Source organism: Candidatus Electrothrix sp. (assembly GCF_052785085.1).
In genome coordinates this window covers 1-19,946 of record NZ_JALAAI010000009.1, presented here as the reverse complement: position 1 = coordinate 19,946, position 19,946 = coordinate 1, and the positions used below count along the sequence as shown (strand labels likewise).

Here is a 19,946-nt window from a genome sequence, read left to right as displayed (position 1 = left end):
TTTATGCAGGCACTATCTACCATTTCAGAGAAGGAGCTGTCAATAGTTTTTCGCAGAATTATCCCTGTCTTTTTTTCCGGCGACTCCGCCGGGTCGCATCAGTTTTCGGACATTGAGTTCAGTAAAGGAAATCAGACCATGGGGCCGGAATATCATGATGAGAATCAGAATCAGAGGGATGATGATCCACTTGAACAGTTCCAGGGGCCGCAATGCCTCGCTGAGCACGGAGATACTGACCGCGCCAACAATGGAGCCGACAATGGAGTTGAGTCCGCCAAAGTAGACCATTGCCAGGATTTCCGCCAGCTTTTGGATGCCAAAGGTACCAGGATTGATATAGCGGAGTACATGGGCGAACAATCCGCCAGCCACTCCGGCCCAAAAGGCCCCAAACATAAAGGCGGTCATCTTGGTTTTGCGGGTATTGACGGTCATGGAATCAGCTGCTGCTTCGTTATCCCGGACTGCATTCAGGGCCTTACCCATGATAGAGGTGGTAAAATTATGGATGATCCAGATGCAGAGTACTGTCCAGAGAAAGACCACAGGCAGGGAAGAATAATCAGGCTGGCTGCTCATGCCGCGTGGTCCACCGATGATCTCCATATTTTCAATGGCACTTTTGACGATGAACATAAAAGCCAGGGAGATGATGGCCAGATAATCACCACGGGTGCGGAAGGAAGGAATAGCAACAATCAGCGAGCCAAGGGAGGCCGCAGCACCTCCGGCGATCAAAATCAAAGGAAAGAGCCAAGGGCCAAGGGCCGGATTAAGCAGGGCCGGGCCAAAGAGTTTATCATCAGCAAAAAGCCAAAGAGTCAGAGTGGAGGAGGTATAAGCACCCAAGGCCATGAAACCGGGGTGGGAACAGGAAAACTCGCCCTGATACCCGTTGATGATATTGAGGCTGATGGTGAGGATGATGGCGATCATGGTCAGTTTGACCACCAGGACCCGGTAGTCGTTTATTCCGGCCCAGAGATGAAGGATGCCGTAAAAGGCAGCCAGATGCAACAGGGTGGCGGCTGAGGTCGGCATCTTTACGAGCAGTTCGGCAAGCCGGTTGGTTAACGGCGCAGACAGGCGACTCACCAGGAGGATCGGAATAATATAAATGATCAGGTCATAGCCCAGCACCGACGGGATGAGAGTAGGGTCTTTCAATATAATCAGGGTGCCGAACAGTACCGGTATCTTAGGCAGAAAGAGGTGGTAAGCAATGAGGTTACCCAGATAAAATTCCAGCAGGGCAGCAGTCAATCCGCCCAGAAACCAACCTGCTAAAGGGATGACTGTGAAGGTTTTGAGGAGGTTGCGTATTTTTTGCAGTATATTTTGCATAATGCGGGGAAATAAATTCAATAAGATGATAAGGACTTTCCCGAAAAATAACGTTCTGTTTTCGGTACAGCCCAAGGTACCACCCTGGTTGATCGGGGTGTTACCCCGAGCTGGATAAATATAACCCCGTTGGGGTATGTGTATGCACAAACTTAGCGTCTACATGCAAAGTTGTCGAGTGCTATTTATGCGGAACTTTTTCCGCTCTCCTTCACCTGCCGCTTTGCCGCATCAAATTCCTTCAATGCCTTTTCCGAAGGCATGTCCGTTAATGCGCTGACAAAGATAATTGTCATAAAGGCAATAATAAAGCCGGGCAGGAGTTCATAGAGATATTCCCCCTCAATGGAAATATAATTCTTCACGATAAAGATGGTGGCAGCACCGGCAACCATGCCAGCCAAGGCCCCGTACTTGGTGGTTTTGCGCCAAATAAGCGAGAGAATCATCACCGGGCCAAAGGTGGCCCCGAAACCTCCCCAGGCATAGGCCACCATCATCAGGATGGTATCGTTGCTGTCTGAGGCAAGATAATAGGCCAGCAGGGCAAAAGCGACCACCCCGATTCTGCTGATCCAGGCCCGTTGTTTACCAGTTAAGCGGCTGAAAAAGGGGAGATCTTCGGTTAGAGCTGAGGTCAGAACCAGAAGTTGCGAGTCCGCTGTGGACATCACCGCAGCCAGGACAGCAGCAAGAACAAAGCCTGCAACAAGGGGATGGAACAGGGCACTGACAAGGGCGAGAAAGACCCGCTCACTATTTCCGCCTGAACCGGTAATCCCATCCAAAGGGGCCAGTGCATCGTAGCCAATGGCGAGCAGGCCGATCTCCACTGCCAGCACAAGGCAGAGGATCATCCAGCCCATGCCGATCCGGCGGGCCGAGGCGACATCCCGCACTCCTTTAATGCCGATAAAGCGGGCCAGGATATGGGGTTGACCAAAATAGCCCAGACCCCAGGCCATGAGCGAGGCCCCTGTGAGCCAGCTGGTCTTGAATTGCAAGGCCTCGGGTCGCACAGCAGAGATGTTTATCCCGGAACCGGAAAGGGTAAAAAGAGCCAGCAAGGAGCAGGCAACCAGAGCTGCAAGCATGAGTAATCCCTGGATGAGATCAGTCCAGCAGACTGCCAGGTACCCACCAAGAAAGGTGTAGGAAACCACCACCAGCGTGGTTATAAGCAGGGCCGTCTGCTCACTGGCCCCAAAACTATGGGCAAAGAGCAGGGTGCCGCCTTTCAAACCTGATGCGACATAAAGAGTGAAAAAGATTAGAATCACCAAGGTGGACACGGTCTTGAGGATGCCTGTGTTGTCATCAAAGCGCCTGGCAAGAAAGGTGGGCAGGGTCAGGGCATTCACCTGCTCTGTGTACGTCCTGAGCCGCGGCGCAACAATAGACCAATTGGCATAGGCCCCGATAATCAGGCCCAGGGAAATCCAGACGCCTTCGACCAGGCCGCTGGCAAAGACCGCACCAGGCAGTCCCATGAGGAGCCAGCTGCTCATGTCCGAGGCACCGGCGCTGATAGCGGTTGTTACCGGTCCCAGAGTACGACCGCCAATAATAAAGTCTTCGTTGTTTTTGGTTCGGCGCATGGAGTAATACCCGATGCCCAGCATGAGCAGGAGGTAGAGGCCGAATTGTATGGTGAGTATCATGAGAGGTTATTCTGCTTCAGGATTTTGCGCGGTGATGGGAGCAAATAAAAAACCGGGTGACGCGCTGAACACGTACCCGGTAAGGCCAAACCATTTCACATAACATTAGGCGTTAATTTGTATTATTAGAAGCCGGGAGTTAGATTCATGCGTCTACCCATTTAGCAACTAGATTGCCATTATTAAGGCAAATTTTAAATATTTCTTTAAAAGAACGCACTCTTTCTAATGAAGTTGCTTTGTTAGAACAATCTTCTTTGAACGCATCTATATCACTATGCTCCATAGCACCGATAGTGATTTGGTAAGTACCGCATTTTGGATTTTCGCATATAAATTCTTTTACATTCCCGTTGTCAATTGTGTTATCAATTTCTGCAGGTTCACCGCATAAAAAACATTTTCCTTTCATTATAGTCGTCTTTTTCGAGTAGAGATGAATGAGTAACCAGGGACGGGGTAGACCCTAAGTACAATAAATAATGATTTCAGTCTACCAAAAATACATGTTGCATTGAAAAAGTCAATAAAAAGTAATCATCCCGGCATAACAAGGCGAAATCAGAGTGCGCGGTGATGGGGGGGCAAAGTACAAATCGACGATAATTTTGCACTGTTTCTTTGCAGCGAGCCATCCTGAAAAACTTAAAAAAGTGGCTCTCGAAAGCGCAGTGAGTTTTGCTTCCGACAACACTCGTACTCTATTCACAATTACAGCATGTTGAAAGGGGAATTTTATAATTTCCTATACAGTAAAAAACCGGGTTACGCCTTGATCACGTACCCGGCTAAACCAATTAAAATTGGTCTTGTTCTATATACTTTCCTGCTTTGCCTTAGCCTCAATAGATTCTAACAAGTTGACAAAAACATCACAGTCAGTTTTGAAAGTAGCTAACGCCTTACGTCCCTCCTGACTCTTCCTTTTTTCTTCAGGCATCTGTATGAGATGTTTAATCTTCTCATGAAATTCTTTGTGAAGAGTCTCTATACGGCGCATCTCAGAATAAGCAGAAAATTCCTGTAGCCCAGAGCTATACAGCCATTTGCCAAAGTCGCAGCTTGCATGATCAGGAACTTGAGAAACACTCAATTGTTCCACACCATAAAAGAAATCAGAGAGCTTAGACTTCCATTGTAAATGCGCAATGATTGCTGTCTGAATGTGTGTGACATCCATAACCCACTCCTTTTGTAATAATTGTTCATATCATGTTTGCAAGTAAGACAATATAGCAACGGTCGAAAAAAAAGCTACCTCTTTTAGGGTGTTAAGGAGTCTGTTTGAACAGAAAATGCTACAATGCAGTACGTTGCTTTCAAATAAGAATAGCATAGCAAGGGAGTTACAAAAGGATAGCTTGACGAAAAAAAACACATCAAGCCGTTTCGACCAAAGGGGAGACCAGGGAAAAGTCTCATTCCGGTATCACACCCCGCAGCCATGCGGGTTTCAGGCCGGGGTCGCGGGTTCGATTCCTGATATCTTTCTCTCCCCCTCCACATCACACCCCGATCCGACATAAATTCATCGGGTATCAAACGGATCGTTTATCGAGTATCAAAAGGATCATTTATCGGGAATGCCCCTGACAATTCATCGGGAATGCCTCGACCAATTCATCGGTAGTATTTTTTACCGAAACACACTCGCACGTACATAAAACAATAAGTATGTATCAATTTTAAAGAAAACCCTTGACAGGATAGTAGCGGCTTTTTAAAATGACGGCAGATATTTTCTATCGTTCCAAGACACTATCCCTCTGCAACGGAGAACCGCCATGCCTGCGATCCACTGTAAAATCGAGCCTAACCTACTGACCGTTCCGGAAACCTATAAAATCCGCTTCATCCCCAACAATAAGCTGATGACAGACGATATCGCCGCAGAGATGTGTGCTGTCGCCCCTATCCTCACCCCGGATGTGGCCAAAACCGCCATGAGCGCCTATCATCAGACCATTCAGAAGAATATGATGAACGGCAATCATGTTACCGTGGATGACAGCCTTATCTACACCCTCTCCTTTACCGGTCGCCTGGACAATCCCGACGACCCGCTGCCGCCTGTTGCCGAGACGCTGCATGTGCGGATTCACGCGACAGCGAACTTTATGAAAGAGATTCACCATCAGGCCAGGCTCGAACGGGTGGATATGACGGAAAAACTGCCGCAGATCAATCTTATTGAGAACAGTACCCTGCAACTCGATAATATCCTGAGCAGCACCGATATCCTCCAGCTGCACGGCGATAATCTGGATTTTGATCCGCGACTCGGCAACGGGGAATGCGTCATCACCGGGACCCGCAGCGGCAGTGCGGTCCAGAGCCAGTTCGGGCCGATCACCGATACCAATATCATCCTTATCCCGACCATTCCGGCTCAGGACGATCCCTGGAATAATGAATATACCCTGTCGCTCTCAGTGCGTTACACCGAGCATGGCACCCTGCGCACCAGTACCTACCGCAGCAGACTGCGCTCGCCCCTGACCGTGCCTGACATGGGACATCCCAATCCGCCCGAGACCGGTATCCTGACCGGCAATGCCGCTGCGCCCTATGTCGTCATCACCGGCGGTACGGTCACGGCGGATGAACGCCTGCGCATTGAGGTGCTTCAGGATCTGACAGAGAACTGGCTGCTGTTCTCGCTGCTTGATATGCTGGAGGACGGTGCAACAGGTGAGGAGGTGGTGGTGAAGGAGAATGGGGCGTACAGCCTGCCCGGTTTTGCCGATTCCGCTGTCAGCAACCTCAATATTACGGTCAATGATTACACCGCACTCTGGGATATGCTCCGCAACGATTACAGCGGCAGGCTGGTGGATGTGCTGGATGTGAAGATAGGGTAAATGATTAGATCATCAGCTGATAAAGCAGCGGCAAGGTTGCGAAGCTGAGGATAATCCCTATACCGACCAGGGCCGCTGTGAGGGCTGGCGACAGGTTGGCAAGAATGGCTAAGGCCCCGGCAGAGACCATAGGCGGCATCCCGGCCTCAAAAATCGACACCCGCACTGCCTCCCCTTTTAAGCCAAAGAGTTTACACATAAACAAGGCGACTAAGGGTGCGATGATGAGTTTTATCCCAAGACCTATGCTTAACTGAGAAACAACGTCTTTGCTCAATTTCAGGGTGAGCTGAAAGCCCACAGCAACCATGACCAAGGGAACCAAGGTGGCAGACATTGTTTTGAGCAGGTTGGTCACTGTAGCAGGATAGGCAGAGGATTTCAAAGCAAAGGCCAGGATCAGAGCGATAAAAGGGGGAAAGGTTATAATCTTTTTAAGCGCAGTCCAGATACTGGGTTTGTTTTTACCTGCTCCATAAACAGCAAGGATAAGCGAGCCATAGGTTGCAAGGCCGAGGAAGGTGCCCAGTTGATCATAGACCAGGGCATAAGGTATTGCCCCTTCCCCGAAAAACGATTGCACCATAGGGATACCCAGAAACGAGGTATTGCCCAGAGGAATGAGCAGGAGCAGGCAGCCGGTTGTTGGCCGGTCCCAGCGAAAAACCTTGGACAACAGCAGCACCAAGGCACTTGAAAACAGAAGCATTACCCAGGGCATGATCGCTGGTACCAGAAGATCACGGGAAAAAGTCAGCTCTGGAATCTTGAGCAGAACCAGGGCGGGAAGGGAAATATAAATAACAAAGAGATTCAGTGCCGTGCCTGTATCCTCGGGAAAGGTGGGCAGGCGCTTGATCAGCATCCCGATGAGAAGAAAGGAGAGGGTAATTATAAAATTTTCCATGATGTTGTCAGTTTGTACTTCTTTTTAAATGTTTTTTCTTCAACAAAATTGATGGGTTTTCCAGAGAAATACATGCATGCCTGCATAGGCAGAATATGCTGTTGGAAAACGTATCCTTATTTTACCGTCTTTTCAAGAAGTGTGTTCGTCAATCTGATAAGGAAGAAAGTAGAGTGCTTTTTTATTGAATAAAGTCTAGATGCTTGGCTAGGTTTTGCGTTGACACTTTATGATCAAGGCGGCAGCGGACAAGGCTGCGACGGAATTTTCTGTTCCGGCTTTTTGATCTGCATGAGTTGTCAGGAAAACGGAAAGGTACATGGAGTGTGTGGGTTAACGGCAACTGGAGGGTAACATTCAGCTTTGACGGAGTTGATGCGGTTTCTGTGAATTACGAAGACTACCACTGAAAAGATACATTGAATCAAAAACACGGGAGGGATAAGTAGAATGATCACCCAAAGAAAGCCTACTCATCCAGGTGAGATATTGAAAGAAGATGTGATCGTACCGTTAGGGTTGAGTGTAACGGAAGCAGCTAAACGTTTGGGAGTTACTCGCAAAACATTATCTGCTCTGATAAATTGTAAAGCTGCTCTCAGTCCTGAGATGGCGATCAAGATAGCTCAGGCCACAGGCACTTCTCCTGAAAGTTGGTTTAACATGCAGGCCAAACTCGACTTATGGAATGCCTCTCAACGTACTTATAAAATGATGAAATTTCCAGAATGTCGAGTGCCCGCTTAACTGGAAAGGCTGATGAAGTTCCCAGGGGCAACAGAAAAGGAAACCTATGCGCAAAACAGAACTCCTTGAAATAATCTGTAACGGCGAGAACTCTGGTGTAGAGTTCAAACGGGATGACATCCGTCCCGAACAGCTGGCAAAAGAGATTGTAGCTCTCGCCAATCTGAAGGGCGGGTATATCCTCATCGGCGTGGAAGACAACGGCACCATATCCGGTATCAAACGCCCGGATATTCAGGAATGGGTCTTGAACGTCTTCCGGGACAAGGTACATCCCCATATCATTCCCTTTTACGAAGAAATACGGTTTGACGAAGAACGCAAAGTCGCCGTTGTCACCCTCTCCCCCGGCATTGCCAAACCCTATGTGCTCCGCCATAACGGCAGAGAAGATGTATATATCCGCATGGGTGACCGCTCGGAACTGGCCTCACGGGAACAGCAGGTTCGTCTTTTTGAGAGCGGCGGCATGCTCCATGTTGAAACCCTGCCCGTTGCCGGAACCACAATAGATTCACTAGATCTGGATCGGCTCAACTTCTATCTCGCCTCAATCATTGAAGACCCAGAAGTACCGACCAACCAGGAACAGTGGATCGAACGCCTGCTTGGCCTCGGACTCATGTCTGAAGACGGGCTGGGCAATACAGTCTGTTCCATTGCCGGGCTGGTCTGCTTCGGCATCCGCCCGAGGCGATACCTTCCCCAAGCCGGACTGCGGGTCATGGCCTTTACCGGCGGGGACAAGGAATATCAGGCCCGTCTGGACACCGTGCTTGACGGCCCGCTGGTGGGACGCTGGCGCATGGTGAATAAACATCGTGAGCTGGTTGACCGGGGAATGATTGAGCAATTCGCTGCAACCATCCATCCTTTTATCTCCTGCGAAGACGATGATATCGACGAAAATATGCGGCGGGGCAAAGAAATCTTCTACCCTGTCCAGGCTGTGCGGGAAACAGTGGTCAACGCCTTGGCCCATCGGGACTGGTCCAGATCCGTGGATATTGAAGTCAGCGGCTATGCAAATCGGCTGGAGGTGATCAGTCCGGGTTCCCTGCAAAACTCCATGACCATCACCAAGATGATCGCCGGTCAGCGTTCTCCCCGCAATCCTTTGATCATGGAGATTCTGCGTGATTACGGATATGTTGATGCCAGAGGAATGGGCGTGCGGACCAAGGTCATCCCCCTGATGCGCCAGCATAATGGAGTGGAACCGATTTTTGAAGCGCATGAGGATTACCTGAAGACCATCCTGCTACGAGGAACCGCAGATCCTGAGAGCTGAGACCAAGCTCCTTGCTTAGATTTTCCAATTTGACGGAATTAACAATTTCACGTATAGTGTGCGCTGTAACTTAAAATAACCTCACCAATACACCAACAGAATATACCAATAAGTATGATTACGTACTTTTACTTTTCTTACTGACTGTGCCGCAAGGAGCCGCCCCGGGTCGGGTGGACGAATCGCAGGCGCATTCCCCTCTTTTCTTCCTGAATTAACTCCTTTCAGAGTTTCAGTCTTCAAGAAGCCATAGATGAGATCTCGCCTGCTCCTTTCAGGCTCATCAGGTTATTGAAGGATTGAATACCCAAACAAAACTCAAAGGAGTACCAATGAGGAAGAAAAATCTACTGTTTACGTTACTGTTCACCCTGTTTTTCTCGGCTCTGTCTGTTGCAGGTGCATGGGGAGAAGTTCCTGCGGTTCAAAAGACCAAGGACGGCTATGTGATAATTGACACGCTTGGCCTGAAGAAACTTTTGGACACGGAACCCACAGATATTGTAGTCGTGGATGCTCGGAACCCAGAGGAATACCAGGAAGTGCATATTAAAGGCGCGATCAATGTACCCCAGAAAAAGTTCAAGAAATATGACCATCTTCTACCCAAGGAGAAAAGCTCCCGGATTGTTTTTTACTGCAATGGAATAAAATGCGGCAAGAGCCGAAAGGCTGCAAAGGCAGCTTTGAAAATGGGCTATGAACGAATCTTTGTCTATGCTGAAGGCATGCCGGTCTGGGAGGAAAAAGGGATGCCCATCTATGCTGGCCCGGATTATGAAAAACGGATCGAAACGGATAAGCTTTCTCCGGAGGAGTTGAACACCCTTATCCAGAGTAAAGCAAATACCTTTACGGTGGTAGATGTCCGCGACCCAGAGGAGTTCAACAAAGGACATATCCCCGGTGCTATTAATATCCCTTCGCCGACCTTTGCTTCTCAATCCGAGGTGTTGGATAAAGACAAACAGATCATTGTCTACTGTAACGGCGGAGGCAGGAGCTATAACGCCTATCGTAAATTGATGAAGCTGGGATATAAGGATATCCGCCAGACCCTGTTCTTTGATTGGCAGGAAGCTGGGTTGCCGGTGGAGAAATCTGAGGAATAAGAGTTTTTTTTATCTCTCTCAGGGAACCAAGAAGAGCCGGAGGAGCTGAAAGTTAGGCTGCTCCGGCTTCCTTGGGGCGGGTAACAAGTGATGGTTCGAAAATGAAGCAATACTGCGCTGGGTATTGCCTTAATGTCTCGTTGTTTTCTTTTTTGTAAAAACGTTAACAATTATTTTGTTTCGCTTGAATCATCTCTTCTTTTTGGCAACTCGTTAATCTGCTGAAACAGCATCTGAACATTGTTCTTTCCAATTGCCTTTCCTGTACCGGCATAAGCATTGCATGAAACAAAATATGCAAGTTGGTCGGGTGACTCCAAGGAGTCACCCGATACTTTCATATATAAACTTCCAGCCCGGTGCGGCAGACCGGGATAATATAACATGAAAGGCCGGAAGCGCCTTCGGGTTTGCTAACCGTTTTCATATACATTCGAGGAGCATCATGGAAGCAGTCGCTTTAAAAGAACGGGAAAATCAGATTCATGTCAAAGGGGAAACCCCTTTAAAAATTGTTTGCAATAAAGATAGCCTGGCAGGTGCAGTCAGTCAGCGTGCCTGCGTGTTCTGTGGTTCACGAGTGGTTTTATACCCCATTGCTGATGCCCTCCATTTAGTGCATGGCCCCATTGGCTGTGCCGTGTACACCTGGGATATTCGCGGTGCCCTTTCTTCCGGGCCGGAATTACACCGCCTTTCCTTTTCCACGGATCTTCAGGAGATTGATGTTATCTTTGGCGGAGAAAAAAAGCTGCGCCGTGCCTTAATGGAGCTTATTGAGCGGCATAAGCCCAAGGCCGCTTTTGTGTACTCCACCTGTATTGTCGGTATTATCGGCGATGATTTGGAAGCCGTATGCAGAAGCGTTACCGAGGAGACCGGTGTTACCGTGATTCCCGTGCAGTCGGAAGGTTTTAAGGGCAATAAGCGGGCCGGTTACCAGGCTGCCTGCGATGCTATGTTCCGCCTTATCGGCACTGGCGAGACAAAAGGCATCTCCAAATATTCGCTCAATATCCTTGGTGATTTTAATCTTGCTGGCGAAATCTGGATGATCCGTGAGTATTACGAAAGGATGGGTATTGAGGTGGTCGCTAATATTACCGGTGATGGCCGGGTGGATGATATTCGGCGGGCACACGGTGCTGGTATCAACGTGGTGCAGTGTTCTGGATCAACCATGCAGCTGGCAAATATGATGGAAGAAAAATACGGGGTTCCATCCTTGCGGGTATCCTATTTTGGTATTGAGGATATGTCCGAGGCCCTCTACGATATCGCCAGGTTTTTTCAGCAGAAATATCCTGATGACCCGGAAACCCATCGTATCATGGAGCGAACCAAGGCCCTGGTCCAGGAAAAGGTTAGTGAGCTGGTACCAAAATTAGAAAAGTACCGTAAGGCCCTGGCTGGTAAAAAAGCAGCTATCTATGTGGGGGGTTCTTTTAAGGCATTTTCTTTAGTCAAAGCCTTTCGCCTGGTGGATATGGACGTGGTGATGGTGGGTTCTCAGACCGGTACAGAAGAGGATTATCGGGAACTGGAAGCAATCACTGATCCAGGAACTGTTATTGTGGATGATGCCAACCCGCTGGAGTTGAATAGCTTTCTCAAGGAAAAAGGTGTGGATATTTTTGTTGGCGGGGTTAAGGAACGACCCATTGCCTATAAATTAGGGATTGGGTTCTGTGATCATAATCACGAGCGCAAAGAAGCCTTGGCAGGGTTTGAGGGGATGCTCAACTTTGCCAAGGAGGTTTATTCCTCGGTGATGAGTCCGGTGTGGCGTTTTGTGCCCAGGAATCAGGTTAACGATAGCATGTAATATTCTGTTGTCTTTGGTTTATTTCTTCAAGGTCTGGCAGTCCTGCTAACCATTCTCATCTTTAACACCTCAGTTATGCATACTGCGTCCAGTCATTATCATTGTGGTACTGGCTGAACGTAGTATTTGGTCTTTTCATTTTCCTCTCTTGAAACGGATTGTTTTTTAGAGAAAATAATTGTTATGGGGCAAAATAAGATTCTGCCCAATGGGGAAATCATAGTTGCATTTTCGTATGATGTGTAGTTAGTTCAAAGTGCCTTTTGTTGATAAAGGACAAAGTGATATCATTTTGATTGCATTGACCGTTTTATCGAAGGTGCGGTGGGAGTTTTCCGTGCTTCGAATCAAGTAACAAGAAAGAGGAAAGAATGACCGTAGCAAAGAAAATGCAGGAGTTTGCTGATAACTCTTCCTGGATTCGCAAGATGTTTGAGCAAGGTGCCAGGATGAAAGCGGAATTTGGCGCGGAAAATGTGTGTGATTTTAGTCTCGGGAATCCCGATGTTGCCCCGCCTGAAAAGTTTTTTGAGGTACTGACTGATCTAGCAGAATGTGATACTCCGGGGATGCATGCCTATATGCCCAATGGCGGTTATCACTATGTGCGGGAGGCTGTTGCGGCTCGTTTATCCAATGAGCAGGGAGTGGAAATCGGGATGGGTGATGTTCTGATGACCTGTGGAGCAGCAGGTGCCCTGAATGTGGTTATGAAATCCCTTCTTGATCCTGGTGACGAGGTTATTGTTCTGAGTCCTTTTTTTGTTGAATACCAGTTTTATGTGGATAATCATGAAGGAGTGGTCAAAGTCGTACCCACAGACGATACATTTCAGCCTGATCTTGCTGCTCTTGAAGGAGCCCTGACCGAGAAGACCAAGGCTGTGTTGATCAACAGTCCCAATAATCCTACCGGCCAGATGTACAGTGCAGAGTCTCTGACTGCCCTTGGTGCCTTGCTGGACCGGGCTGGAGAGAATTTTTGCACGACAATCTATCTGGTTGCTGATGAGCCGTACCGTAAGATTGTTTTTGATGGAGCAGAAGTCCCCTCTATTATGGCAACCACAACCAATGCCATTCTTGTTTCTTCGTACTCCAAGGATCTTTCCCTGCCTGGCGAGCGGATCGGTTATCTTGCTGTTCATCCGGAAATGCATGAAAAGGATCTTCTCCTCAATGCAATGACCCTGGCCAATCGTATTCTCGGCTTTGTCAATGCCCCGGCCCTGATGCAACGGGCTATTGCTGAGTTGCAGGAAGAAACCGTGGATAGCTCTATTTATGAGCGGCGGCGTAAAGTTTTTTGCAAGGTGCTGGATGAGGCTGGTTTAGAGTATGTTATGCCCAAAGGAGCTTTTTATCTGTTTCCCAAAACTCCTATTGCTGATGATGTGGAGTTCTGTAAGTTACTTCAGGAAGAAAAAATTCTGGCGGTTCCGGGGCAAGGATTCGGAACTCCCGGTTATATCCGACTGGCTTTTTGTGTGGATGAAAAGGTGATTGCCCGATCTGCTGATGGATTTAAACGGGCTGTGGTCAAAGCAACTGAGTAATAAAGGATTTTTTTTCGAGTAGACTGAGATGGATCGCGCTGAATCAAGGTGTTCTGGTGAGGGGATGTTCTGGGGGAGCTGATGCAGAATACGCGCTTTGAGTGCAGGAACAGGCGGAATTGAGAGCAATGAAAGGGATTTTGCCGAGCATAACTCGCATCTTGGCTGCTCTTGCCTGTTTTTTTATCCTGATCTGCATTCCGGCACTGTTGGCTGTCCGACAACCGACCTTGAAAATAACACCCTTTCCAGCAGGTCTACGGGCCGATCCTGACCGATTGCGTTGGCATGTTGAGCATTTGGCAGGAGAACTTTCTCCGCACAACCATAATCATCCTGAAAAACTTGCTGCCACAGTCCGTTACATCACAACAAGACTTTCCGTTCCCGGTGCTCAGGTTTCTCTTCAACCCTATATAGCGGAAAATGCAGCGCCGGGTCAGCAGGAGCAAGTGAATATCATTGCCCGCTTTGGTTCCAAGCAAGGGCTGGTGGTAGTTATTGGTGCCCATTATGATGTTTTGGGCGATTTCCCTGGTGCAGACGATAATGCCAGCGGCATAGCCGGGCTTTTGGAATTGGCTCGACTTTTGAGTCAGCGAGAGAGAGGGGGCAATATTGAGCTGGTCGCCTATGGGACGGAAGAGCCACCTTTTTTTGGAACTGACCAGATGGGTAGTGCTGTTCATGCCCAGAGTTTTGCAGAGCAGGGGAGGGCGGTCAAGGCCATGATTTGCCTGGAAATGATTGGGTATTTTGTAGAGCAACAGGAGTATAAATCCTGGGATCTCCGCTTGGCCTATCCCCGGAACGGGCTCTACGCTGCTATTGTCGGTCGATGGCAGGACCGGTATTTGGCCAAGACCGTCAAGCGCAGTTTTAAAGGGGCCTCTGATTTGCCCGTAGTGAGTTACTCAGGCCCTGTTCTTTTTGGTGCAGACCTTTCCGATCATCGTAATTATTGGCAGCATGGCTATCCGGCTGTCATGATTACTGACACGGCTTTTCTGCGAAATCCTCATTATCATACTGCTGAAGACCTTCCTGCTACATTGGACTATCAGCGTATGGCCCAAGTGGTTGACGGTGTCCTGAATGCAGCTCTTACCCTTTTATCTCCTTAGTCTGGCGAGAAAAAAGTGGAAATGTTATTAATTGAACGTTAACTGAGTTGTTAAAAAAAAAGTATGATGTCGAGCAGGGGGGCCTGGGATGAGGTCAAAAATCGAGTCCGTGAGGCTGCAGATATTGTCCAGGTCGTTGGAGAACATGTGCAGCTGAAAAAGGCTGGAGCTAACTTTACGGGTTTATGCCCGTTTCATGGTGAAAAAACACCGTCTTTTTCCGTGAGTCCGCAAAGGCAGAGTTTTCATTGCTTCGGCTGTGACGAGTCCGGTGACGTGTTTTCTTTTATGATGAAATATCATCATATGACCTTTCCTGAAGCACTTAAAGACTTGGCTCAACGGTATCAAATTGATCTGCCTGAACGTAACCTGAGCAATGCTGAACGAGTGCGTTTACGTCAACGTGAACAGTTGTACCGGGTTCATCAGGAAGCAGCCAGTGTTTTTCATAAGACCCTGGTTGGTTCAACTCAGGCCAAAGCTGCCCGGTTATACTTACACGAACGAGGGGTACCCCAAAAGGCCATAGAGAAATACCAGCTTGGCTATACCCCTTCTCCGGAAAACGGAGGATGGCAGTATCTTATCTCGCGTCTGCAAAAAAAGCATTTTCCTGTGGAGGTTATTGAGCAGGCTGGCCTTGCTGTACGAAAAACGCAAGGCCGGTATTATGACCGATTTCGTGATCGGGTGCTTTTTCCCATTTATGATATGAGTGGGCGTGCCGTGGCCTTTGGAGGACGTATCCTTGGTCAGGGGAAACCTAAGTATATGAACTCTCCTGAGAGCATGATCTTTACCAAGAGCAAGCTTCTCTTTGGCCTGTATCAGCATCGCCAGGCTATCCGTTCTGCCCGGCGTGCCATTGTGGTGGAAGGAAATTTTGACCTGCTCCTGCTGGCGATTCACGGGATTGATAACGTGGTTGCACCCCTGGGAACAGCCTTGACTCGTGAGCATATCAAGGCATTACGACGCTATTGTGATGAGGTGGTGTTGCTTTTTGATGGGGATTCTGCCGGGCTCCGGGCTGCCCGACGATCAATACCTTTTTTTCTCAGTGAGCAGCTGGAGGTGCGGGTGGCTCTGCTGCCAACAGGGCATGACCCTGATACTTTGGTCAGGGAAAAAGGGGCTACAGCTGTGCAAGCCCTGGTTGAAGCAGCTGATCCTTTAGCAGAATTTGTTTTTTCTGCTCTGAAAGAAGAGCATGGGCTGACCTTGTCCGGGAAAAATCGAATTATAGCTGAATTAGCTGAATTAGTGGGGCAGGCTGCGCATGCGAATCAACAAGAGCTTATGGCTGCTCATTTTGCTGAGCAACTTGGTATTTCTCCTGAACGTTTTCTGGTTGAGAAAAAGGAGGTTAGTCAAGTCCCGCACCCTCTTCAGATTGATCAGGTGGACCGGCCACCTATGCCTCAATGGGAGCCAGAGGGCGAGGCTGGCATGCCCATGGGAGAGGAGTGGACTCTGCCGGTTTTTCCTTCAGATAGTCAGGATGGGTGGGATGAAGTCTCTGGATTGGGGGAAGCAGAGTGGGAGGCAGGTTCTTTGTACGAGGCCCCGAAAAAGCAACGGCAGTTGTTAGAATTTTTGCTGCTTTACCCAGAGTTCCTGCCAAGATTACTTGCTGGAAAGCTGAAAGAGGCCCTTGGCTCCTCGCCAATTATGGGGTTGGTTGAGGCAATGGAGCAGCTGACATATGCTGGTTCTTTTACACCTGAGCATTTGCTTTCTGTTGTATCGTCAGGTTCTGATCGGCAATATATTGCAGAATTATTGAGTCGAGATGGCGGCAGTCCACTAGGAGAAGAAAGTGAAGAGCAGGGGCGACTCCTTTGTGAAGAATTACTTGTATGGTTACAAGAGCTGCAATGGCAAAAAAAGGCTGATGACTTGCAAAAGCAGATTATAGCAGCTGAGCAAGAGGGGGATTATGAGCTTGTTAGTACGTTGCAGAAAGAATTTTGTTCTGTAAAGGAGAAAAAAAAGGAAAACGATAATTACTAGCCAATGGGATGCTTTCTTGATAGGGGCTGAAATTGTGCTACATTGTAAGCGTAAAGGAAAATTTTTCTTTGCAAGAGAATGCAGTTTTGTACTCGAACAATTGTTATTGATAATTGTCTGAAAATTTATTATATTTATTTCTTAAGCAAAGGTCTGTTTTCTGTTTGCAGGGGGATTTTCAGGTGAAAAAAGAAAGAATCTTTTTTTACGTGTAAAAAAAACTGTACAACCAGTGTAGGAAATTGTACATTATAGGGTAGGGCATGGATGGTACTGCCTGTTTTTGGATGTGTTGAGTGAAGTTCTTGTTTGTTTTTTTTTCAGTCTAAAAAGTTTGTAGAGCAATAAGATGGTTGAAGCAGACCAGGGCAGTTGGTGTTGGGGAACACCTGTTGACTGTTTAATTTATATTGCAAACTTCTTTTTAAACTGGACGACTTATTTAGGTGATAGAAGGGTTGAACGCCTTGGATGTGAGTAAATCTATTGCTTAGAGTCGGAACCTAGGAAAGCCGTTTGCGTGAGTCCACGGGGAGAGGACTTTACCAGAGCTATTTCGGTTTGTTGATGATACGGAGGAGGTATCTACGTGAAGAACCAGACAGAAAAATCTTCAGGAATCTATGAAGAAGATGGCTTATCAATTGTCAAAAGTCCCAAAAAAGGTGATGAGACCGTTGAGGATAATCATAAGGAGGCGTATAGCACCGATCCTATGAATATCTATCTTCGTGAAATGGGCAGTCTTGATCTGCTCAGTTATGAAGAAGAGATAAAGCTTGCGCAGAAACTGGAAGATGGAGAAGCCAAGATTCAGAATGCTGTTCTGCGATTGACTTTGGGGCTTAATACCTTAAACGGCCTGAAGGATGGGCTGGAAAGGGGAAATATGCGTATCGGATCCGTTCTTAATGGGATTTCCGACAGCAATGAAAAAGAACTTGAAGCAGTTAGAACATCTTTCTTGGCGTGTATAGAGGAAGCGAACACGCTTAATCAGCAAAGGATGGAGTTGTTCCGGAAATTACAAGAACAAGGGGCAGCCGATCAGAGTGACGAACTCTGGAAGGAGATTCGCTCTGTTGGCTTGCAGATTGCTGAATTATTTAAGCCTTACCGAATCGGTTCTAAGAAGCTTTTGGCAACAGCGAAAACTGTCGAAGAGTTTAATGCTAAACTGAAAATGGTTCGTGTTCAGGCTGAGAGAGACGCTTTGCTTGCTACCCATAAGGGTGAGGCTGAAGAAAAACAACAGCAAATAAGCAACAATCAGGAGCAGGTTGATCTTGAGCTGGCAGAAGCCATTGGTATAGATTGTCCAGGTTTTGACGAGCTTTTTCGAGAAGTCAAGGAAGGAAAAGAGACTGTCAGGGAAGCAAAAAAACACCTTGTACGGGCAAATCTCCGTTTGGTGATTTCTATTTCCAAGAAGTTTCTCAATCGGGGTATGCTGCTTCCTGATCTTATCCAGGAAGGTAATATTGGCCTGATGAAGGCGGTTGAGAAATATGATTATAACAGAGGGTATAAGTTTTCCACCTATGCTACCTGGTGGATACGTCAGTCAATTAATCGTGGCATAGCAGATCAGGGGCGGACAATCAGATTGCCTGTGCATATGATTGAAGCTATCAATAGGATGCTTCGTTTTACCCGTGATTTTCAACGAATAGAAAGCAGAGAGCCGAGTTTGGAAGAAATGGCAGACCAGCTGGATACAGATGTGGAATATGTTCATGCCGCATTAAAGACAGCACGGGATGCGATTTCCCTTGATGCACCTGTGGGTGATGAAGAAGATACCATGCTCAGTGATTTTATTGTTGACGATATTAATCTTGGTCCCCAGGAATTTTCCATTACAGAAAGTCTGAAACGTTGTCTTTCTAAAGTGATGGGTGAATTGACTGAACGGGAAGAGCAGGTACTCCGCATGCGCTATGGTATTGAGGTTGACTGTGATCATACCTTGGAAGAAGTGGGGCAGCGATTTGACGTGACACGGGAGAGGATCCGTCAGATTGAGGCTCAGGCAATCAAAAAATTGCGGCATCCTACCAGGAGTAAATATCTTGAATCTTTTATGTTCGATTAGTTGACTGCTTGATGGAAGGACGCAATGACATCCGGGAATGGCTGGCATTGGCCGCTTTACCCGGTTTGGGTTGTGTCCTTACCCGTCGTCTTCTTGGTGCCTTTGGTACACCGGCCAGGGTACTGGCTGCTGGCAAAAAGGTTGCCCAGGTTGATGGCATTGGCAGAAATCTGATTGAACTTTTTTCTTCTCCAGCCCGCTTAGATAAAGCCCGCTTCTGGGCTGATCAGGAATACAAACGAGTTTGTGCTGCAAATATTCAGCTGCTCTGCTGCGATGACTCGCTGTATCCTTCCCTTTTGTTGAATATTCACGATGTCCCAATTCTTCTTTACTGTTTAGGTGATCTTGATTGCCTGGATGTCCCGGCAGTGGCAGTTGTTGGTTCGCGAACACCCACTGATTACGGGAGAAATATCAGTGCAGAGTTTGGTCGTCAGCTGGTCAGAAATGGTTTTGCTGTGGTCAGCGGACTTGCTCAGGGGATTGATGGGCAGGCCCATAGTGGTGCTCTGGAGGCAAATGGCAGGACCATAGCCGTGTTGGGCTGTGGTCTGGATGTGGTGTACCCCAGAAAACATAGTCATCTGTACAAACAGATAATAGAAAAGGGGTTGTTGCTCAGTGAATATCCGATGGGTACTCCACCAGAGGGGTTCCGTTTTCCGGTGCGTAATCGAATTATTAGTGGGCTTTCCCTGGGTGTGGTGATTGTTGAAGCTGCTGTTCGGTCTGGAGCCCTGATTACAGCCCGGCTTGCTCTTGAACAGAACCGGGAGGTGTTTGCAGTGCCTGGCCGGATTGATTCGCCTAAAAGTGAAGGGCCACACGGCTTGCTCCGGCAAGGTGCTGTCTTGGTTCGCTCTGCTGAAGATATTGTGGCAGAGTTGCCTCCCTCCTCCTATGCAGCAGAGAACACCTTATCTCGTGAACACGAGATCTCATCTGTTGTTTCACCCAATACCTTTACGGCCCTTCCTGATGATCTTTCTCAGGAGGAAGAGGCCTTGATGACGGTAATAAAAACAGATCCAATAGATATTGAGCAGCTCTCAGAACACATGGGCCTGCCGCTGAATGCCCTCCATAGCCTCCTTCTTGGTCTTGAGTTGCGTGGCTTGATTCAGCAGGTACCAGGCCAGCAGTATATACGATCTTGAGAAGAGCTGTTTGCATTACCTGAGATTGTATGCTATTTTTTTATCAAGTCTGGTGAATAATGCTCTTTATAAGGGACTCAACAAGAAATACTCTACCCATTATTTCGGTTGACGTAGCCCAACTTTGTGAGAATCATTATCGAAACAATCCTAACTACCTGATTATTCGTTGGGCGTAAAAATATTTTTCGTTTATTATCAAGTAATTATATTTTTCAAGGCTTTTGCGGTGCCAAGAAATGAT

16 protein-coding genes and 1 pseudogene are annotated in these 19,946 nt (G+C 47.8%); 11 read left to right on the top strand and 6 right to left on the bottom strand.

From position 1 onward, the window contains the following. Positions 1-39: 39 nt before the first annotated feature. From L2082_RS02815 to L2082_RS02800, 4 genes are all read right to left on the bottom strand, one after another. The gene (locus L2082_RS02815) at positions 40-1,347 is read right to left on the bottom strand and encodes a branched-chain amino acid ABC transporter permease (RefSeq protein ID WP_446008325.1); all 1,308 of its coding nucleotides are present in this window, start codon (positions 1,345-1,347) and stop codon (positions 40-42) included. 185 nt (positions 1,348-1,532) lie between these two features. Then, positions 1,533-3,008, bottom strand: coding sequence for a sodium/proline symporter PutP (gene putP, locus L2082_RS02810; RefSeq protein WP_446008324.1), 1,476 nt, complete (start codon positions 3,006-3,008; stop codon positions 1,533-1,535). Between the two features lie 145 nt (positions 3,009-3,153). After that, a complete protein-coding gene (locus L2082_RS02805; protein ID WP_446008323.1) occupies positions 3,154-3,420 on the bottom strand; it encodes a hypothetical protein in 267 nt (88 codons plus the stop codon). A gap of 402 nt (positions 3,421-3,822) precedes the next feature. After that, positions 3,823-4,188, bottom strand: a complete 366-nt coding sequence (locus L2082_RS02800; RefSeq protein WP_446008322.1) for a CZB domain-containing protein — start codon at positions 4,186-4,188, stop codon at positions 3,823-3,825. Between the two features lie 604 nt (positions 4,189-4,792). Here L2082_RS02800 and L2082_RS02795 point away from each other — a divergent pair. Beyond that, on the top strand, positions 4,793-5,869 hold the full coding sequence (locus L2082_RS02795) for a hypothetical protein (protein ID WP_446008321.1): 1,077 nt from the start codon (positions 4,793-4,795) through the stop codon (positions 5,867-5,869). Between the two features lie 4 nt (positions 5,870-5,873). On the opposite strand, the gene L2082_RS02790 is transcribed toward L2082_RS02795, so the two are convergent. After that, positions 5,874-6,776 carry an AEC family transporter gene (locus L2082_RS02790; RefSeq protein WP_446008320.1) on the bottom strand — a complete coding sequence of 301 codons (903 nt, stop codon included), beginning with the start codon at positions 6,774-6,776 and terminating at the stop codon, positions 5,874-5,876. A 281-nt stretch (positions 6,777-7,057) separates the two neighbouring features. Here L2082_RS02790 and L2082_RS02785 point away from each other — a divergent pair. The 4 genes and pseudogenes from L2082_RS02785 to L2082_RS02770 all read left to right on the top strand — a co-directional run. Beyond that, positions 7,058-7,186 (top strand): annotated as a pseudogene (locus L2082_RS02785) (type II toxin-antitoxin system RelE/ParE family toxin); the annotation flags it as partial. A gap of 40 nt (positions 7,187-7,226) precedes the next feature. Continuing rightward, positions 7,227-7,523 (top strand): HigA family addiction module antitoxin, encoded by a 297-nt coding sequence (locus L2082_RS02780; protein WP_446008319.1) that lies wholly within the window; start codon positions 7,227-7,229, stop codon positions 7,521-7,523. Positions 7,524-7,569: 46 nt separating this feature from the next. Next, complete coding sequence (locus L2082_RS02775) at positions 7,570-8,814, top strand: RNA-binding domain-containing protein (RefSeq protein WP_446008318.1); 1,245 nt, start codon at positions 7,570-7,572, stop codon at positions 8,812-8,814. A 332-nt stretch (positions 8,815-9,146) separates the two neighbouring features. After that, on the top strand, positions 9,147-9,926 hold the full coding sequence (locus L2082_RS02770) for a rhodanese-like domain-containing protein (RefSeq protein WP_446008317.1): 780 nt from the start codon (positions 9,147-9,149) through the stop codon (positions 9,924-9,926). A gap of 170 nt (positions 9,927-10,096) precedes the next feature. Here the strand turns inward: L2082_RS02770 and L2082_RS02765 are convergent, their stop codons facing one another. Beyond that, positions 10,097-10,267, bottom strand: a complete 171-nt coding sequence (locus L2082_RS02765; protein WP_446011434.1) for a hypothetical protein — start codon at positions 10,265-10,267, stop codon at positions 10,097-10,099. Between the two features lie 104 nt (positions 10,268-10,371). Here L2082_RS02765 and nifE point away from each other — a divergent pair, with 104 nt between their 5' ends. From nifE to dprA, 6 genes are all read left to right on the top strand, one after another. Continuing rightward, a complete protein-coding gene (gene nifE, locus L2082_RS02760) occupies positions 10,372-11,751 on the top strand; it encodes a nitrogenase iron-molybdenum cofactor biosynthesis protein NifE (RefSeq protein WP_446011433.1) in 1,380 nt (459 codons plus the stop codon). Between the two features lie 371 nt (positions 11,752-12,122). Continuing rightward, positions 12,123-13,307: a pyridoxal phosphate-dependent aminotransferase gene (locus tag L2082_RS02755; protein ID WP_446008315.1), complete on the top strand. Its 1,185-nt coding sequence runs from the start codon at positions 12,123-12,125 to the stop codon at positions 13,305-13,307. A 140-nt stretch (positions 13,308-13,447) separates the two neighbouring features. Continuing rightward, positions 13,448-14,431, top strand: a complete 984-nt coding sequence (locus tag L2082_RS02750) for a M28 family peptidase (protein WP_446008314.1) — start codon at positions 13,448-13,450, stop codon at positions 14,429-14,431. Between the two features lie 63 nt (positions 14,432-14,494). After that, positions 14,495-16,447, top strand: coding sequence for a DNA primase (gene dnaG / locus L2082_RS02745; protein ID WP_446008313.1), 1,953 nt, complete (start codon positions 14,495-14,497; stop codon positions 16,445-16,447). A 589-nt stretch (positions 16,448-17,036) separates the two neighbouring features. Continuing rightward, positions 17,037-18,542 (top strand): sigma-70 family RNA polymerase sigma factor, encoded by a 1,506-nt coding sequence (locus tag L2082_RS02740; RefSeq protein WP_446008312.1) that lies wholly within the window; start codon positions 17,037-17,039, stop codon positions 18,540-18,542. An 11-nt stretch (positions 18,543-18,553) separates the two neighbouring features. Beyond that, positions 18,554-19,702, top strand: a complete 1,149-nt coding sequence (gene dprA / locus L2082_RS02735) for a DNA-processing protein DprA (protein ID WP_446008311.1) — start codon at positions 18,554-18,556, stop codon at positions 19,700-19,702. The last annotated feature ends 244 nt before the right edge of the window (positions 19,703-19,946 follow it).

Excerpts from the sequence above, each read along its gene's own strand:
- L2082_RS02815 (WP_446008325.1), bottom strand. The coding sequence starts at position 1,347 with ATGCAAAATATACTGCAAAAAATACGCAACCTCCTCAAAACCTTCACA.
- putP (WP_446008324.1), bottom strand. The coding sequence starts at position 3,008 with ATGATACTCACCATACAATTCGGCCTCTACCTCCTGCTCATGCTGGGC.
- L2082_RS02805 (WP_446008323.1), bottom strand. The coding sequence starts at position 3,420 with ATGAAAGGAAAATGTTTTTTATGCGGTGAACCTGCAGAAATTGATAAC.
- L2082_RS02800 (WP_446008322.1), bottom strand. The coding sequence starts at position 4,188 with ATGGATGTCACACACATTCAGACAGCAATCATTGCGCATTTACAATGG.
- L2082_RS02795 (WP_446008321.1), top strand. The coding sequence starts at position 4,793 with ATGCCTGCGATCCACTGTAAAATCGAGCCTAACCTACTGACCGTTCCG.
- L2082_RS02790 (WP_446008320.1), bottom strand. The coding sequence starts at position 6,776 with ATGGAAAATTTTATAATTACCCTCTCCTTTCTTCTCATCGGGATGCTG.
- L2082_RS02780 (WP_446008319.1), top strand. The coding sequence starts at position 7,227 with ATGATCACCCAAAGAAAGCCTACTCATCCAGGTGAGATATTGAAAGAA.
- L2082_RS02775 (WP_446008318.1), top strand. The coding sequence starts at position 7,570 with ATGCGCAAAACAGAACTCCTTGAAATAATCTGTAACGGCGAGAACTCT.
- L2082_RS02770 (WP_446008317.1), top strand. The coding sequence starts at position 9,147 with ATGAGGAAGAAAAATCTACTGTTTACGTTACTGTTCACCCTGTTTTTC.
- L2082_RS02765 (WP_446011434.1), bottom strand. The coding sequence starts at position 10,267 with ATGAAAGTATCGGGTGACTCCTTGGAGTCACCCGACCAACTTGCATAT.
- nifE (WP_446011433.1), top strand. The coding sequence starts at position 10,372 with ATGGAAGCAGTCGCTTTAAAAGAACGGGAAAATCAGATTCATGTCAAA.
- L2082_RS02755 (WP_446008315.1), top strand. The coding sequence starts at position 12,123 with ATGACCGTAGCAAAGAAAATGCAGGAGTTTGCTGATAACTCTTCCTGG.
- dnaG (WP_446008313.1), top strand. The coding sequence starts at position 14,495 with ATGATGTCGAGCAGGGGGGCCTGGGATGAGGTCAAAAATCGAGTCCGT.
- dprA (WP_446008311.1), top strand. The coding sequence starts at position 18,554 with ATGGAAGGACGCAATGACATCCGGGAATGGCTGGCATTGGCCGCTTTA.